The sequence below is a fragment of the Aurantiacibacter sp. MUD11 genome (assembly GCF_026967575.1).
In the GTDB taxonomy this organism is placed as follows: domain Bacteria; phylum Pseudomonadota; class Alphaproteobacteria; order Sphingomonadales; family Sphingomonadaceae; genus Alteraurantiacibacter.
The window spans coordinates 193,797-210,003 of the sequence record NZ_CP114054.1 but is presented as its reverse complement, the minus strand read 5'-3'; the positions used below and the strand labels follow the sequence as shown (position 1 = coordinate 210,003).

At 65.1% G+C, this 16,207-nt stretch carries 18 protein-coding genes; 7 read left to right on the top strand and 11 right to left on the bottom strand.

Translation table 11 applies throughout. The features are described 5' to 3' along the window. Positions 1-109 precede the first annotated feature (109 nt). Positions 110-481: a hypothetical protein gene (locus tag OZN62_RS01025; RefSeq protein WP_269100793.1), complete on the bottom strand. Its 372-nt coding sequence runs from the start codon at positions 479-481 to the stop codon at positions 110-112. A 447-nt stretch (positions 482-928) separates the two neighbouring features. Here OZN62_RS01025 and OZN62_RS01020 point away from each other — a divergent pair, with 447 nt between their 5' ends. The 6 genes from OZN62_RS01020 to OZN62_RS00995 all read left to right on the top strand — a co-directional run bounded on the left by OZN62_RS01020 (position 929) and on the right by OZN62_RS00995 (position 5,980). Continuing rightward, entirely contained in the window at positions 929-2,947 is a 2,019-nt protein-coding gene (locus OZN62_RS01020; RefSeq protein WP_442864382.1) for a pilus assembly protein, read from the top strand. Further along, the gene (locus OZN62_RS01015) at positions 2,947-3,546 is read left to right on the top strand and encodes a TadE/TadG family type IV pilus assembly protein (protein ID WP_269100791.1); all 600 of its coding nucleotides are present in this window, start codon (positions 2,947-2,949) and stop codon (positions 3,544-3,546) included. Before OZN62_RS01020 ends, OZN62_RS01015 begins: the two co-directional genes overlap by 1 nt. Next, on the top strand, positions 3,546-4,214 hold the full coding sequence (locus OZN62_RS01010; protein ID WP_269100790.1) for a TadE/TadG family type IV pilus assembly protein: 669 nt from the start codon (positions 3,546-3,548) through the stop codon (positions 4,212-4,214). The genes OZN62_RS01015 and OZN62_RS01010 overlap by 1 nt, the downstream gene beginning before the upstream one ends. Positions 4,215-4,257: 43 nt before the next feature. Then, on the top strand, positions 4,258-4,629 hold the full coding sequence (locus tag OZN62_RS01005; protein WP_269100789.1) for a hypothetical protein: 372 nt from the start codon (positions 4,258-4,260) through the stop codon (positions 4,627-4,629). Positions 4,630-4,721: 92 nt separating this feature from the next. Further along, positions 4,722-5,129: a protocatechuate 4,5-dioxygenase subunit alpha gene (locus tag OZN62_RS01000; RefSeq protein WP_269100788.1), complete on the top strand. Its 408-nt coding sequence runs from the start codon at positions 4,722-4,724 to the stop codon at positions 5,127-5,129. Continuing rightward, on the top strand, positions 5,126-5,980 hold the full coding sequence (locus OZN62_RS00995) for a class III extradiol dioxygenase family protein (protein WP_269100787.1): 855 nt from the start codon (positions 5,126-5,128) through the stop codon (positions 5,978-5,980). Before OZN62_RS01000 ends, OZN62_RS00995 begins: the two co-directional genes overlap by 4 nt. Before the next feature lie 78 nt (positions 5,981-6,058). On the opposite strand, the gene hemN is transcribed toward OZN62_RS00995, so the two are convergent. Genes hemN through ccoN form a run of 10 tightly spaced genes read right to left on the bottom strand, consistent with a single transcriptional unit; the run spans position 6,059 to position 15,291 of the window. Continuing rightward, complete coding sequence (gene hemN, locus OZN62_RS00990; RefSeq protein WP_269100785.1) at positions 6,059-7,372, bottom strand: oxygen-independent coproporphyrinogen III oxidase; 1,314 nt, start codon at positions 7,370-7,372, stop codon at positions 6,059-6,061. Positions 7,373-7,404: 32 nt separating this feature from the next. Beyond that, positions 7,405-7,641 carry a hypothetical protein gene (locus tag OZN62_RS00985; RefSeq protein WP_269100784.1) on the bottom strand — a complete coding sequence of 79 codons (237 nt, stop codon included), beginning with the start codon at positions 7,639-7,641 and terminating at the stop codon, positions 7,405-7,407. Beyond that, entirely contained in the window at positions 7,638-7,799 is a 162-nt protein-coding gene (gene ccoS, locus OZN62_RS00980; RefSeq protein ID WP_269100783.1) for a cbb3-type cytochrome oxidase assembly protein CcoS, read from the bottom strand. Before ccoS ends, OZN62_RS00985 begins: the two co-directional genes overlap by 4 nt. After that, a complete protein-coding gene (locus tag OZN62_RS00975; RefSeq protein WP_269100782.1) occupies positions 7,796-9,904 on the bottom strand; it encodes a heavy metal translocating P-type ATPase in 2,109 nt (702 codons plus the stop codon). Before OZN62_RS00975 ends, ccoS begins: the two co-directional genes overlap by 4 nt. After that, a complete protein-coding gene (locus OZN62_RS00970; protein WP_269100781.1) occupies positions 9,901-10,347 on the bottom strand; it encodes a FixH family protein in 447 nt (148 codons plus the stop codon). Before OZN62_RS00970 ends, OZN62_RS00975 begins: the two co-directional genes overlap by 4 nt. After that, on the bottom strand, positions 10,347-11,801 hold the full coding sequence (ccoG, locus tag OZN62_RS00965) for a cytochrome c oxidase accessory protein CcoG (RefSeq protein WP_269100780.1): 1,455 nt from the start codon (positions 11,799-11,801) through the stop codon (positions 10,347-10,349). Before ccoG ends, OZN62_RS00970 begins: the two co-directional genes overlap by 1 nt. Continuing rightward, entirely contained in the window at positions 11,788-12,699 is a 912-nt protein-coding gene (ccoP, locus tag OZN62_RS00960) for a cytochrome-c oxidase, cbb3-type subunit III (protein WP_269100779.1), read from the bottom strand. Before ccoP ends, ccoG begins: the two co-directional genes overlap by 14 nt. After that, entirely contained in the window at positions 12,692-12,862 is a 171-nt protein-coding gene (locus OZN62_RS00955; protein WP_269100778.1) for a cbb3-type cytochrome c oxidase subunit 3, read from the bottom strand. The genes ccoP and OZN62_RS00955 overlap by 8 nt, the downstream gene beginning before the upstream one ends. Next, complete coding sequence (gene ccoO / locus OZN62_RS00950; protein WP_269100777.1) at positions 12,859-13,623, bottom strand: cytochrome-c oxidase, cbb3-type subunit II; 765 nt, start codon at positions 13,621-13,623, stop codon at positions 12,859-12,861. The genes OZN62_RS00955 and ccoO overlap by 4 nt, the downstream gene beginning before the upstream one ends. A gap of 12 nt (positions 13,624-13,635) precedes the next feature. Next, positions 13,636-15,291 carry a cytochrome-c oxidase, cbb3-type subunit I gene (ccoN, locus tag OZN62_RS00945; protein ID WP_269100776.1) on the bottom strand — a complete coding sequence of 552 codons (1,656 nt, stop codon included), beginning with the start codon at positions 15,289-15,291 and terminating at the stop codon, positions 13,636-13,638. A 214-nt stretch (positions 15,292-15,505) separates the two neighbouring features. Here ccoN and OZN62_RS00940 point away from each other — a divergent pair, with 214 nt between their 5' ends. Further along, entirely contained in the window at positions 15,506-16,186 is a 681-nt protein-coding gene (locus tag OZN62_RS00940) for an OmpW/AlkL family protein (protein WP_269102196.1), read from the top strand. Positions 16,187-16,207: the final 21 nt, after the last annotated feature.

Below are 16,207 nucleotides of genomic sequence, written 5' to 3'. Positions count from 1 at the left end.
GCCGGAGGTTCGAATCCTCTCTCCCCGACCAAATATCTTATTGTGTTTTTCAAAGCTGTGCGAGCTGGTCGAGCCTGTTCCTGTGGCCCAACCAGCTGCGCGATCAGGCCTACTTCAGCGCCGCGACAATCCTTGAAACGGCATCCAGGCCCTTGGGTGTGAGATGAAGATCCCAACGCCTGAAATCACTTGGATTCCGCTCAGCTTTGACTGTGTTGGCAACGCCTGGCTTCCGCTCAGTTTCAACGTGCATCATTGATCGAAGCACTTTGGACGCGGTGCCACTATGTGTGTTTCCCAGTTCGCGATCTATGTCGCGAACCCCGATGGGCTCTTCTCGACGGTTAGCCAGCCCAACGGCGATCAATGCCATGATCTGTCTCACTGTGGTGTTAGCACCCAGCTCATCGACGGCCACGCTTAGCGCCTTGAAGAGTCGCGTCATTTCGCGTGGTGAAAGATCATCGAGACCAGATTGCATTCGAACAATTCCTCCTTTCGTTAGGAATTGCCCGTTCGCTGATTCCTCACGGACAAGGCAAGCCTTCATCCACGCCGGGGGAACTCAAGGTAGTGGAAAAAGCACTCGATAGCAGAGCATCTCTGCAGTCACGCATCTTCTGAAGGACCGTCTCTCCGTGATGGGGAAAAATCCTCTCTTCCCGACCAATTTTCCTCTGCAATTTCGTTAATTTGCATGGCATCCAGCAGGTGCCAAGCCACCGCTGGAACGTTCTCAACGGACAGATCGCGACAATATTCGCGGAAAGTAATGCCGCCATTTTTGGCAGTTTTACATAATAACACGACCCGTCGGGACAGCATTAACCTCTCGCTTAGCATAGTTTTAAGAACCTTTCGCCCACAAGCGTGGCAGATTCGACGTAACTTGAAGGGCTTACGTCACTCGCAGCTTGGGGAGCGAGCAATGAGTATTGGGGACCGGAACGCGGCGGCAGGGCGCCTGCAAGGGCGAATCCTGCCGTGCGCGCGCATTACGCGCGATGAACAAGGCAGCTTGTTGCCGATGGCGGCTGTCGGCTTCCTGGTGCTGGCGGCCATCGTCGGCGGCGGCGTCGACCTGAGCCGCGCCCACAAGGCGGAAAATCGCCTCCAGGCAGCCTGCGACGCCGGCGTGCTGGCCGGTCGCCGTGCCGTGGGCATCAACGGTTTCGACCAGGCCGCGCAGGACGAAGCCGAAGCCTATTTCGACAACAACTTCGATCCCGATCGCCAGGGTGGCAGCAATACGCAGTTCGTCGCCTCCTCCAGCGACAACGGCAATACCATCACCGCCACCGCGGACACCGACGTGGCGACCACCATCATGGCGGTCTTCGGCTTCGACGAGATCAGCATCAGCGTGACCTGCTCGGCCTCGATGGGCGTGGGCAACAGCGACGTGGTGATGGTCCTCGACAGCACCGGCTCGATGGACGATCCAATCGGCTTCAGCGGCCCGACCAAGCTGTCGATGCTGCAAGACGCGATGAAGAGCTTCTACGACACCGTCCAGACCTCGGTCGCGGGCGGCAGCGCCCGCGTGCGTTACGGCTTCGTGCCCTACAGCTCGTCGATCAACGTCGGCCACCTGCTCAATTCGAACTACCTCGTCGACGAGATGACCATCCAGTCGCGCGAGGCGGTTTACGAGACGGTGATCGTGGAAGAGTTCGATCACTGGGATAGCCCGGTGACCTCCACCGCCAGCGGTGAAAGCCAGTCCTGGGTCCATGACGAAGGCGTCTACGGCGGCGACGAATACAGTTCGCGCGATGCTTGCTCGAATGGCCTGCCGAACGACACCAGCTGGTCCAATATCGGCAGTGTCACCACCGACACCTCGACCGACATCAACGGCCAGGGCCAGCAGGTGGTCACCACCACGGACCGGCAGATGCAGACGCGCACCGCCTACACCTGCGTGAGGCGTACACGTGGCTGGGGACGCAGCCGGACGCGCTATTACGTGCCCTACGAAACGACCTATCGCCGGTTCTCCTACGACTATGTCTACGAGACCAGCGATCCGGTGATGTATTCGGTCGAGACGACCGAGTTCAGCCACTATGTCTACAAGCCGGTTACCTACGACGTCAGCAGCTACAAGGGCTTCTCCAGCGTCAGCACGGTAACGGGCTGGAACGGCAGCAACGTCAGTTCCACTTGGCAGGGCTGCATCGAGGAGCGCGAGACGACTCCCGCGGCCAGCTTCAGCTTCAACTCGCTGGTCGGCATCACGCCGGTAAGCGCGAACGACCTCGACATCGATTCCGCGCCGACGTCGGATGACGACACCAAGTGGCGTCCGATGTGGCCCGAGGTGGCCTACTATCGGACCTCCTTCGTCGCCACCGGTCCCGGCCGCGGTCGCTACGACCTGTCGAACAATGCCGAGAGCCTGTCCGGCGGCCAGGCCTATTCCGCCTGCCCGCAGCGCGCCCAGTTGCTGCAGGAAATGAGCGAGACCGCATTCGATGCCTATGCCGACTCGCTGGTTGCCAGGGGCAACACCTACCACGATCTCGGCATGCTCTGGGGCGCGCGCATCAGCTCTCCCGATGGCATCTTCGCGAGCAATGTGAACTCGGCGCCTGCCAACGGCGGCAACGTCGCCCGGCACATCATCTTCATGACCGATGGCCAGATGTACCCGAGCAACGCGATCCAGAGCGCCTATGGCATCGAGTTCCACGACCGGCGCGTGACCGCCAACGGCGTGAACCTGCTGACCGATCGCCACAACTCGCGCTTCGAGGCGATCTGCGAAGCCGTGAAGGCCAAGGGCATCCGCCTGTGGGTGATCGCCTTCGCCACCGGCCTGACCGACGAGCTGGAAGCCTGTTCCTCGGACAACAGCTCGTTCACGGCGGACAATGCCGACGAACTGAACTCGGCCTTCCAGGAAATCGCCAACGAAGTCGGCGAGCTGAGGATCGTGCAGTGATGCGGCGCTTCCGCAACCTTGCCCCGACGCGCAGGCTCGGCGCAGACGAAGACGGCGTGACCATCGTCGAATTCGCCATCATCGCGCCGACCTTCCTGCTGCTGCTGATGGGCACGATGGACATCGGCCAGATGGTCTACGGCCAGTCGGTGCTCAACGGTGCCGTGCAGTCGGCGGCGCGTGATGCCTCGCTGGAAGGCGGCGACACCACCGCGGCCGACCAGCTAGTCTACGACCGCGTCAAGGGCATCATGCCGGGCGTGGAACTGGAATCCAGCCGCACCAGCTACTACGACTTCGCCGATATCGAGCGCGCCGAACAGTGGAACGATGCCGACGACAACGGCACCTGCAACGACGGCGAGGCCTATACCGACGAGAATTCCAACGGCCAGTGGGACGACGACGTCGGCGTTTCTGGCAACGGCGGCGCGAACGACGTGGTGATCTACACCGTGCGCGCCACCTACGATCCGATCTTCTTCGTCCCCTTCATGCCCGAGGCCTGGGAATCGCGGACGCTGGAATCGACCGCGATCAAGAAGAACCAGCCATTCGCCAACCAGGAAGACTATTCCTCTACCGCGGGGACCTGCTGATGCGTCGCTCCATCATCCGAAAAGCCGTCCGGTGGTATCGCCTGCGCGCCGACGAGCGCGGCGTCTCCACCTTGGAATTCGCGCTGATCCTGCCGTTGTTCATCACCATGGGCCTGACCGGCGTCGAATATGCCTACATGGCGACGGTCAACATGCAGGTGAGCCAGACGGCGATTTCGCTGGCCGACAATGCCTCGCGGCTTGGCCAGACCGACAACAGCAGCGTCACGCCCACCGTCACCGAAGCCGATATCGATTCGATCATGTCAGGCGCCATTCGCCAGGGTGAGGGTTTCGACCTGCAAGCGAACGGCCGCATCATCCTCTCCAGCCTGGAATACGACGAGGCGACCGGTCGACAGTACATCCACTGGCAGCGCTGCCGCGGCGATCTCGACCGCGATTCTTCCTATGGCGACGAGAACGAGAACAACGGCCTTGGCTCGAACACGATCACCGGGGTCGGCACGGCCGACAACCAGGTGACTGCCGCCGAAGGCTCTGCGGTGATGGTAGCCGAGGTGTTCTACGAGTACGACGGCATCATCAACGGCGCTTTCGGCGAACCGGCCGAGTTCCGCCAGGAAGCCGTCTTCACCATCCGCGACGATCGCAATCTGACGCCCGGCGTCACCGGTACCGGCGGGGAATCGTCATGCTCGGGATAGTTTTCGCCGCCAAACAGCAGTCTGCAATCGAGGGAGCAACGCAATGAACAAGGGATTGGCCCTCACACTGGCACTGGCCGTCGTGTTCCTGGTGACTGCCGTCGCCGAGGAAGGCGGACCGCTTGACAACTTCACCAACGGTGACGGCGCGGCCGTGGCCGACGATGGCACCCAGCTGGCCCAGGCCGACGAGGATTCCGTGGTGCTGGCCGCCAACGTCCGCCCGACGCCCGAACCGACCGAAGCCCCCGAGGTAGCGGACGACGAGGGAAGCATGTGGGACTGGTTTGCCGAAGAGGATGCTGCTCCGGCTCCGCCGCCCCCGCCCGCACCCGCACGCCCTGCCGTCACCCGCGGCGGCGGTTCGGAAGTGACCGGCGAACTGTCGCGCCACCGGATGAATATCGAGGACTGACGCCCCGAACGCGGGCAAATGCCCGATTGATTCATCGCAAAGACAGCCCCTGCGGCAGGGGGTAGCGTTTCCCGAAACTTGGGAGACGCTGCATGTCGCAGACCTTATCGCAGACGCATGGCGCCGAGCGCCGCGTAATCCCCGGAACGCCGGTGTTCGACGGCGATGCCGCGCGCGCGGGCTATGCGCTCAACGCCATGTGCTATTCCTTCAACAGCGAAGCCAACCGCCAGAAATTCGTCGAGGACGAAGAGGCCTACATGGATCGCTTCAATCTCACCCCGCCGCAGCGCGATGCGGTGCGCAACCGCGACGTCAACGCGATGCTCGCGGCCGGCGGCAACGTCTACTACCTCGCCAAGCTGGCGGGCATCCTGGGCCTCAACGTGCAGGACCTGGGCGCGCTGCAGACGGGCATGGAGCTGGAGGAGTTCAAGGCCGGCCTGATGAGCCACGCGACCACCGAGCGCTACGTCGCCCAGCGGGAGCAGGTGCAATGAGCAATGTCATCGGCGGCCTCTTCACCAGCCACGTCCCGGCCATCGGCAACGCCATCGCCAAGGGCCTGCAGGACGATCCCTACTGGAAGCCGTTCTTCGACGGGTACGACCCGGTGCACCAATTCCTGCGCCGCGAGCAGCCTGACGTCGCGGTGGTGTTCTACAACGACCACGGACTGAACTTCTTCCTCGACAAGATGCCGACCTTCGCCATCGGCGCGGCGCCGGCATACAAGCACGAGGACGAAGGCTGGGGCATCGCCTTCGCCCGTCCCTACCCCGGTCATCCCGAGCTGTCCTGGCACATCATCGAAGAGGTTGTCGGCAGCGACTTCGACCCCGTGACCTGCCAGGCCATGACAGTCGACCACGCGGTCGCCGTGCCGTTCGAATTGTCCTGGCCCGGAGCCGAGGAATTCCCGGTGAAGCTGGTCCCGATCGCCATCAACACGGTGCAGCACCCGCTGCCCAGCCCGCGCCGCTGCTTCGAACTGGGCAAGGCCGTCGGCCGTGCGCTGGAAAGCTGGAGCGGCGACGAGAAGATCGTGGTGATGGGCACCGGCGGCCTGTCGCACCAACTGGAAGGCGGCCGCGCCGGCCACATCAACGTCGATTACGATCGCTTCTGCCTGCGCAACCTGGGCCCCGACCCGGAGGCCCTGTTGCAGCACAGCTCGCTCGACATCGTCGAGCTGGCAGGCAGCCAGGGCGTAGAAATTCTCAACTGGATCGCCGCGCGCGGTGCCTTGCGCGGTTCCATCACGGAACTGGCAAGCAATTATCACGTCCCGATCTCGAATACCGCGGCGGCGACGGTCCTGCTTGAGAATAAGGCGAAGGTAAGCGCCTGACCATACGGCAACCCCTGCCGAGCACCTGGGCCCGCCAAGCGCGGGCCCTTCTTTTTGTCCGATTGTGGGGTTGGCCGCTCAGATGGCCGAACTGAAGATGCGCGGCGAATCCGGGCGATAGGGATCGAAGGCAGCGGCGATGCTGCGGGCATAGGGAAGTGCCGCATCACTGATGGTGAGGATGCCGCCCGAAATCTCGCACAGGCCGCGCTCGATGTAGGGGGACAGGCGCGCCTGCGCTTCCATCATCAGGGCCGCGTCGATGCGCGTGCGGCGGTTGCACAGCAATTGCTCGACCACCTTGCCGCGCCGCTGGTCCTCGGCCGTGCGGCGACGACCAAGCGCCACCGGCAGGTGCCCTTGAGAAAGCAGCATGCGATAGCGGCCCGAATTCTTGTCGTTCTGCGCCAGCAGGCCGGGAAAACCGCTGATGGCCGACGCCCCCAGCCCCAGCAGCACGGGCGCGGTATCCTCGGTAAAGCCCTGAAAATTGCGCCGCAGCGTGCCGGCCTCGGCAGCCTGTGCCAGCGGATCGCCAGGCAAGGCAAAGTGATCGAAGCCCACGGGCACATAGCCTTCGCCCTGCAACTGCTGGTAGCCCAGCCAGGCCATGGCGAAGCGTTCCTCCGCACCCGGCAGCGCGCTGTCGTCGATGCGGCGCTGGCGCGCGATCATGTGCGGCACATGGGCATAACCGAACAGAGCGATGCGGTCGGCACCGAACTGCGCCGCCAGGTCCAGCGAGCGGCTGACGTCGTCCTGGTCCTGTCCGGGCAGGCCGTACATCAGGTCGAAATTGAGCGAAGTGACGCCGCCCTTGCGCAGGATGTCCACCCCGCGCTCAATCATCTCGGTCGGCTGGACGCGCCCGATGGCGGCCTGCAGCTTCGGGGCAAAGGTCTGCACACCCATGCTGGCGTGGCTGGCGCCGATATTCGCCAGCACGTTCGTCCATTCGGCCGTCAGGCTACGCGGGTCCAGCTCGATCGATACGACCGGCTCTTCCAGCGGGAAGCGCGCGGCCAGGTCATCGAACAGGCGCAGGAACTGGTCCGGCGTGATCGCATTCGGACTGCCCCCGCCGAAGGCAATGCGCCGCACCTTCGCACTTCTCGGCAGGCGTTCCGCCATCAGCGCGATTTCGCTGTGCAGCGCATCCATGTAGCTGGCCAGTCGCGACGCGCGATTGGCCGCGGCGGTGTTGCAGCCGCAATACCAGCAGATCTTCTCGCAGAAGGGGATGTGGACGTAGAGCGACACGTGGCCGGTTGCATCCTCGAGAGCATGCAGCAGGTCCGCCTCGCCCACGTCGGTGCCGAACTCGGCAGCCGTCGGGAAGCTCGTGTAGCGGGGCACGGGACGCGCCAGCAGTTCCGGATAGTAGGTCCACATGCCAGCTTGCTTCCCACTGGCCGCGCGCGATTTCATTGTTCTGGATCAATCCGCTTGCGCCGGTCGCGCGAAGGGCAGCCCTTGGCGCAGCAGGGCAGGGTAGCGGGGGCCGGCGCACGATCGCCTCCCAGCGCGATCACGAGGGAGCCGCCATTGCACAGGCTGGCGGTGTAGGTCGCCTCCCCGGCGGGAGCTTCGGCCACGCCAAGCGGGCCGGACATGGCCGGCACCAGCGCGAGGAAGCCGAGCATGGATGCGAAGCCGGTCACTTGTCTTCGTCCTCGAGTTCCTCGTCGTCGATCAGGATGCGCGCGGCGGCGCCGTCGGGATCGTCGAACTGGCCATTGCGCAGGGCCCAGAAGAACGCGGCAAGGCCCAGCAGGCCAAGGAACAGCGCAATCGGCAGCAGGAACAGGACAAGGTTCATTTCGCGGCCCTCGCCAGGCGCAGCGAATTGGCGACCACCACCAGCGAACTGCCCGACATGGCGATGGCGGCGATCAGCGGGGTCACCATGCCGGCAATCGCCAGCGGCACGGCGAAGATGTTGTAGACGATGGCCAGGGTGAAGTTCTGCTTCACCACCCGCATCGTGCGGCGCGAGGCGATTACCGCGCGCGGCACCGCCATCAGCGAGTCCTGCACGAAGACCATGTCCGATGCCTGCAGGCCGACATCGCTGGCAGAACCCGGCGCCATCGAGGCATTGGCGGCGGCCAGTGCCGGTCCGTCGTTCAGGCCATCGCCCACCATCAGCACCTGGTGCCCGGCCTCGCGCAGCTCGCTCACCAGCGCCTGCTTGTCGGCGGGAGTCGCAGCCGCCCTGCCCTCGATCCCGGTTTCCGAGGCGACCCGCTCGACTGCGGATTCCCGGTCGCCAGAGAGGATCGAGCAATTGACGTCTGCCTTTTGCAGCAGGGCCAGCGCTTCCTGCGTATCGGGCCGCAGTTCGTCGCTGAAGGGAATGACGCGCGGCTCAAGCTCGCCGACTTCCAGCAGCACGGCGGTCTGCCCGCTGCCATCGGGGCGGCGCAGCGCTACCGGATGGCCGTGCCAGGTCGCGAACACGCCCTCGCCCGGCCGTTCGCTCACGTCCGTCAGCGGAGCGGGACGATAGTCGGCCAGCGCCTTGGCCATGGAGCGCGAGAGCGGGTGCCGACTGTGCGAGGCGAGTGCCAGCGCCACGGCGGCCTCATCGTCGGAAAGCTCGGCAATTACCTCGGCCTCCGGCTGCGGACGGCCCAGCGTCAGCGTACCGGTCTTGTCGAGCAAGGCGCGGTCGATGCTGGCCATGCGTTCCAGCGCGGAGCCGTCCTTCACCATGATCCCGGCGCGCATCAGCGCCCCGCTGGCGACGACCTGCGCCACCGGCACGGCAAGGCCCAGTGCGCAGGGGCAGGTGATGATCAGCACGGCGACGCCGATCACCAGCGCTTCGTAAAGCGTCGCACCCGCGATCAGCCAGCCGACCACGGTCAGCGCTGCCAGCGAGTGCACGGCAGGCGCATAGAGCCGCGCGGCGCGATCGGCGATGCGGACATAGCGGCTGCGATTCTGGGTGCTCGCCTCCATCAGCCGCGCGATTTCGGCCAGCGTCGTGTCGCGTCCCGCGTGGCTGACGCGGATGTCCACCGGCGCGGAGAGGTTGAGCGTGCCCGCCAGCGCCGCGTCGCCGGTCGCCAGCGGCACCGGCGCGCTTTCGCCCGTCAGCAGCGACTGGTCGAAGCGGCTGTGGCCCGAGACGATCTCGCCGTCGGCGGCCAGCCGTTCGCCGGCGGCAACGCGCATCACCATGCCCGGGCGCAGGTCCTCGGATTCGACGAAGCTGGTGGAGCCGTCCGCGCCGATCACCTGCGCACCTTGCGCGGCCTGGCTTACCAGCGCCTCCACCCCGCTGCGCGCGCGGTCGCGCATCATCGCGTCGAGCACGCGGCCCGCCAGCAGGAAGGCCAGCAGCATGAGCGCCCCGTCGAACCAGGCGTGCTCGCCGCCGACGATCACTTCGTAAAGGCTCAGCCCGCTGGCGATGATCACGCCCAGCGAGATCGGCACATCCATGTTGGTGGTGCCCTTCTTTACCGCGGCCCATGCCGACTTGAAGAACGGACGTCCAGCAAAGCCGATGGCGGGCAGCGCGATCAGCGCGGTGATCCAGTGGAACAGCTCGCGCGTGGAGCCTTCCGCGCCGGACCAGACGCTGACCGACAGCAGCATGACGTTCATCGCCGCGAATGCCGCGACGGCGAGCGGCGCCAGCAGCGGCCTTACCGCGCTGGGCGCCTTGGCACTGGGACTGCGGCGCGGCTGTGCCTCGTAACCGAGGTCCGCCAGCGCAGCCACCAGGCCGCGATCGTCAAGCGTGGCGTCGTGGCTGACCGTGACCATGCGCGAAGACAGGTTCACCCGTGCATCCGCCACGCCGGGCAAGGCGCTCAGCCCGCGCTCGATCTTGCTCATGCAGCCAGCGCAGTGCATCCCCGGAACAGCCAGTGTGCTGCTCTGGAGCGCAGGGCTGACAAGCGGCGCGTTCATTGCAGGTGGACCTCGTCACGCCAGGTGTCGGCGCCGCTCTCCAGCTGTAGGCGTACGGTCCAGCGACCATCGGGCAAGGGCTGGTCTGACAGGTACTGCCCCTCCCCGATGGCGCTGAATGCAAGCGACTGGTCAGGCTGGCGGCCCAGCGGGTGACGCGCCGTGGCACTGGCGCGCAGGCCCTGCGGCGCATCGCTGACCGACAGCAGCAGGCGGCCATCGTCGCGCCGTGCAGTGACGACGTTCCAGCCCAGCGCCTTGCTGGCCTCGGCCTGCTCCAGCCAGGTGTTGAATTCCTGGCTGGCAACGTAGCTGTTCTCCACCACCACGCCGCCGAAGGTGCCGGTGGCATAGCGGGCCATGGAGAAGTTGACCGCCGCCACCGTGCCGAAGAAGGCGACGAGGATCGCGGTCATGTGCCAGCCGGTGAATTTGCGTGCCATCAGTTGTCTCCCGGCGTCACGAAGCGGACTTGCACCGCATCGCTTTCCGCCTGTTCGTCGAGCGAAACCACGCCAAAGCTAAAGTCCTGCGCCCCGGTGCCTTGCACGGCGCGGACGTAGAGGCGGACGGTCTGCGTGGCATCCGCCGGCACCTCGACATCGATGGTGCGGGCAGCCGATTCATTGTTCATCGCCTGTGTCCACATGGTAGCATATTCCAGCCCTTCGAGCGAAATGCGCATGGTGCGCGGGCGGCTTTCCATGTTGCGGATCTTCACGGTGAAGTTGTTGCGGACGCTGCCGTCGCTCATCAGCATGTAGGGCGGATTGCGGTCGGCCTCGGCCACGATATCGACGTGGTTGCGCACGCCCAGCGCGAACAGCAGGCCAAGGCCGATGCCGCTCCACACACAGAAATACAGGATGGCGCGCGGGCGCAGCAGCTTCTTCCAGGTGGGGCGCGGCGGTTGGCCGGCGGCCTCGTCCTCGGCGTCCTGCAGGGTGACATAGTCGATCAGCCCGCGCGGCCGGCCGACCTCGTCCATCACCCGGTCGCAGGCATCGATGCACAGCGCGCAGGTGATGCAGGAAATGTCCGGCCCCTTGCGGATGTCCCAGCCGGTGGGACAGACGGCGACACACTGGTTGCAGTCGATGCAGTCGCCGAACTCGCCGGGGTGCTTTTCCGCCTTCTTCACGCTGCCACGCGGTTCGCCGCGCCAGTCCTTGTAGGTCACCAGCAGCGATTTCTCGTCCATCATGGCGGTCTGGATGCGCGGCCAGGGGCACATGTAGATGCACACCTGCTCGCGCATGAAACCGCCGAAGATGAAGGTGGTGGCCGTCAGGATGCCGACTGTGGCATAGGCGACGAAGGGAGCTTCAAGGCTCCAGAACTCGCGCACCAGCGTGGGCGCGTCGGCGAAATACATGATCCACGCGCCGCCGGTCCAGAAGGCGATGACCAGGTAGATCGTCCACTTGAACAGCCGCCGGGCAACCTTCGACGCCGTCCACGGCGCCGCGTCCAGCTTCATGCGCTTGTTGCGGTCTCCGTCCACGAAGCGGTCGACGTGCTGGAACAGGTCGGTCCACACCGTCTGCGGGCAGGCGTAGCCGCACCAGGCGCGGCCCACCACGCTGGTGACGAGGAACAGCCCGATGCCCGCCATGATGAGCAAGCCGGCGACGAAATAGAATTCGTGCGGCCAGATCTCGATGCCGAACATGTAGAACCGGCGGTTGGCCAGGTCGACCAGCACCGCCTGGTCAGGTGCGTAGGGCCCACGGTCCCAGCGGATCCACGGCGTGCCGTAGTAGATCGCCAGGGTGACCAGCATGACCAGCCACTTGAACCGGCGATAGAACCCGTCGATCCGCTTGGGATGGACCTTGGCGCGCTCCTGGTAGGTGCCCAGCAGGCTCTTGTGCAGTTTCGGCTCAGGGCTGTTCATCGACCTCTACCGCCGGGTCTGCGGCGACCTCCACGAAGTCTTCCCCGCCCCCCAGCGAATGGACATAGGCTGCCAGCATCTTGATCGTGGCCTCGTCCAGGCGTCCTTCCCACTTGGGCATCATGCCCATGCGCGGGTTGAGGATCTGCGCGGCGATGGCCTGGCGGTCGCCCCCGCGCAGCCAGATGGCGTCGTTCAGGCGCGGCGCGCCGAATTGGCGATCCCCCTCGCCCGCCGCGCCATGGCACAGCGCGCAGTTGCTCGCGTAAAGTTCTGCTCCGACGGCGTTCGGTTCGGCGAGGCCGCTGAGCGACTGCACGTGGTCCACCAGCGCATCCAGCTGCGCCCGGTCGAAGGCACCCTCATAGGCGGGCATCTGGCTGGTGCGGGTCTCCGGATCGCCGTCCTGGCGAATACCGTGGACCAGCGTATATTCGATAGCCCGGATATCGCCGCCCCACAGCCAGTCGTCATCGTTGAGGTTGGGATAGCCCAGCTCCTGGCTGCCCGCCGCACCGGCACCGTGGCACTGCGTGCAATGGATCTGGAAGGCGGCGCGGCCACCGGCGACGGCCTGCTGCAACAGCGGATCGTCTCCCTGCAGGCGTTCCAGCGGCGTTGCCACCAGCTGTTCGCGGAACGATGCGCGCGCCATGTCGGCAGCGGCCAGTTCCTCGGCCAGTTCGCCGCGGCTCGACCAGCCGAGCACGCCCTCGGTGCCCTTCTCGATCAGCGGCCAGGCCGGATAGAGGATGACATAGACCAGCGCCCAGACGCAGGTGGCGTAGAAGGTCCACAGCCACCAGCGCGGCAGCGGCGTGTTCAGCTCCTCGATGCCGTCCCATTCGTGGCCGACAAATTCGGTGCCGGTAGGTTCGTCGACGCGCTTGTTACCCATCGTTTTCGTCCTTGAAGATCATGTTGGCGGCGTCTTCGTGGTGAGAGCGCGCGCTGGGGCGGAAGGCCCACAGCGCGAAACCGAGCCACAGCAGGACCATCGCCAGAAGTCCCCAGCTGTCGGCCAACTGGCGCAGGAATTCGTAGGTCGAATGATCGGTCATCGGCCTCTCTCCGATGCCAGCACTTCCTGCGCGGCGGCGCTGTCGACATCGACCAGCGTGCCGAGCATCTGCAGGTAGGCGACGAGGGCGTCCATCTCGGTCACCCGCGAAGGATCGCCGTCGAAATCGCGCACCTGCGCGCCGGGATAGCGCTCCACCAGGTCGCCTGCCGGCACGTCCGGGTCCGCCTGCGCGATCAGGTCGGCCTCGGCATTGGCGATGTCCTCTTCGGTGTAGCGGACGCCGACGATCTGCAGCGCTTCCAGCATGGCCGCCGGATCGCTGACCCGCAGCGTGTTCTCGGCCAGGAAGCCGTACTGCGGCATGATCGACTGCGGCACCACGCTTTGCGGATCGACCAGGTGCTGCACGTGCCATTCGTCCGAGTAACGGCCGCCGACGCGCGCCAGGTCCGGCCCGGTGCGCTTGGAGCCCCACTGGAACGGGTGGTCGTACATGGACTCGGCCGCCAGCGAGTAGTGGCCGTAGCGTTCCACCTCGTCCCGGAACGGGCGGATCATCTGGCTGTGACAGGTGTAGCACCCCTCACGCACGTAGATGTCGCGTCCGGCCTGTTCCAGCGGAGTGTAGGGGCGCATGCCCTCCACTTCCTCGATGGTGTTGTCGATCCAGAACAGCGGGGCGATCTCCACGATGCCGCCGATGGCGACGGTGACGAGCGCGGCCGCGCCAAGCAGGGTGACATTGCGTTCGAGCCTTGCGTGGCCCTTCACGGTTTCTTCGACGACAGGGTCGGTCATTGTCTCGCTTCCTTACTCGGCGGGAACGGCCGTGACCGGACGGTCAGCTTCGGCGTCGTATGGGGTTTCGGTCATCGGCGCTTCCTCGCGCAGCTTGCCGGCAATCGTCATCCAGACGTTCCAGACCAGCAGCGCGGCACCGGCGAGGTAGAGCAGTCCGCCCAGCGCACGCAGCGCGTACATCGGGTGGAGTGCGGCCACGGTGTCGACGAAGGACCAGACGAGGTAGCCGTCGAGGCCGTATTCACGCCACATCAGGCCCTGGGTCACACCGGCAACCCACATGGAGGCGGCGTAGAACACGATACCCACGGTCGCGAGCCAGAAGTGCCAGTTGACCATCCGCAGGCTGTAGAGCCGTTCACGACCCCACAGCCGCGGCACCAGGAAGTAGATAACCGAGAAGGTAATCATGCCGTTCCAGCCGAGCGCGCCGGAGTGGACGTGGCCGATGGTCCAGTCGGTGTAGTGCGACAGGCTGTTCACCGCCTTGATCGACAGCATCGGGCCTTCGAAGGTGCTCATGCCGTAGAAGGCCAGCGCCATCACCATCATGCGGATGATCGGGTCAGTGCGGATCTTGTCCCAGGCGCCGTTCAGCGTCATCAGGCCGTTGATCATGCCGCCCCAGCTGGGCATCCACAGCATCACCGAGAACACCATGCCCAGCGTCTGAGCCCAGTCGGGCAGCGCGGTGTAGTGCAGGTGGTGCGGACCGGCCCAGATGTAGAGGAAGATCAGCGACCAGAAGTGGATGATCGACAGGCGGTAGGAATAGACCGGCCGCTCTGCCTGCTTGGGCACGAAGTAGTACATCATGGCGAGGAAGCCGGCGGTGAGGAAGAAGCCCACCGCGTTGTGGCCGTACCACCACTGCACCAGCGCGCCCTGCACGCCGCCGAACACCGGATAGCTGCGCGAGCCGAGCAGGTTGACGGGAATGTCGAGGTTGTTGACCACGTGCAGCATCGCCACGGTCAGGATGAAGGCGAGGTAGAACCAGTTGGCCACATAGATATGCGGCTCCTTGCGCTTCAGGATCGTGCCGACGAAGACGACGAGGTAGGCGACCCAGACGATGGTCAACCACCAGTCGACGTACCATTCCGGCTCGGCATATTCCTTGCCCTGCGAGACGCCGAACAGGTAGCCGGTCGCGGCCAGCACGATGAACAGCTGGTAGCCCCAGAACACGAAGCGGGCGAGGCCGGGAAAGGCGAGCCGCGCGCGGCAGGTGCGCTGCACGACGTAGAAGCTGCTGGCGATCAGCGCGTTGCCGCCAAAGGCGAAGATCACCGCGCTGGTGTGCAGCGGGCGAACGCGGCCGAAGTTGAGATAAGGCTCGAAGTTGAGTTCGGGCCAGACCAGCTGCAAGGCGATGAACAGCCCGGCCAGGAAACCCGCCATGCCCCAGAACACCGTGGCGATGACGCCCCAGCGCACCGTGTCGTCGTCATAACGGGACTCGTCCACCGGGGTTCGCAGCACCGCCTTGGTGACCGCGTCCACCTCGGTCCGCCAGACGGTAACGATAAGCCCGATGAACGCGGCAAGCGCCACGATCGTCATATGGGCGGAGAACGCCCAGTCCTGCGCCCCTGCGATCGCCGCGATCGCGAGGAACAGAATCGCAAACCAGACGCCAGTGCGCGCCAGCACATTTTCCATGATTCCACTCCGCTGAATGCCCAGCCCTCGTAGGCATGATCCACCTTGGCATCTTTGATCGCAATCAAAATATCGTGAAAGCGCGGAGAAATATTCTTCCAAACCTTGCGCTGGATCAAAGCGAAGGCGTGGAGAAACGCGCACTTGCCCTCCCAAGCCCGTGATCCCCTGGCCGCGTTGGGTGGCCGCCACGGCATGAATGGAGAAGTGAGTGATGAAGACCGCGATGATCGCCAAACTGGGTGGAGCCGCACTGGCCGCCGCAATCACGCTGGCCGCCAACCCGGCGGCTGCACAGGAAGCGGGCGATATCCAGGTCAAGCTGCTCGGCACCGCCGTGCTGCCTGACGGCGAGATCGAGCAGGTCAACCTCGACCTCGTGAACCTGCCCGCCGGCACGCAGACCGAAGCCTCCGACAGCTTCGTGCCGACGCTGGCCATTGAATATTTCTTCAGCCCCGAATTCTCGATCGAGACGATCTGCTGCGTGACCGAGCATGACGTCGACGGCGTGGCCGGTGCCGCCGGCACCGAACTGGTGGCCGACGGGCTGCTGCTGCCCGCCACCTTCACCGCCAAGTATCACATCGCCACCGGCTCGGTGCGTCCCTACCTCGGCGCTGGCGTCACCTACTTCATGTGGCTCGACGACGAACCGGGTGCGACCGCCGTTGCCCTGGGCGCGGACGATTTCAGCCTGAGCGACGAATTCGGGTTCGTGCTGCAGGCCGGTGTCGACATTCCGGTCAGCGACAGCGCCGCCGTGTCGCTCGATGCCAAGCGCTATTTCGTCGACACCACGGCAACCTGGTACGCCAATGGCGTGGAAGTGATCCAGACCGAGCACAAGCTCGATCCCTGGGTGCTGAGCGCCGGGGTCGCCTTCCGTTTCTGAACAGCGGGAACGGCGCGTTCC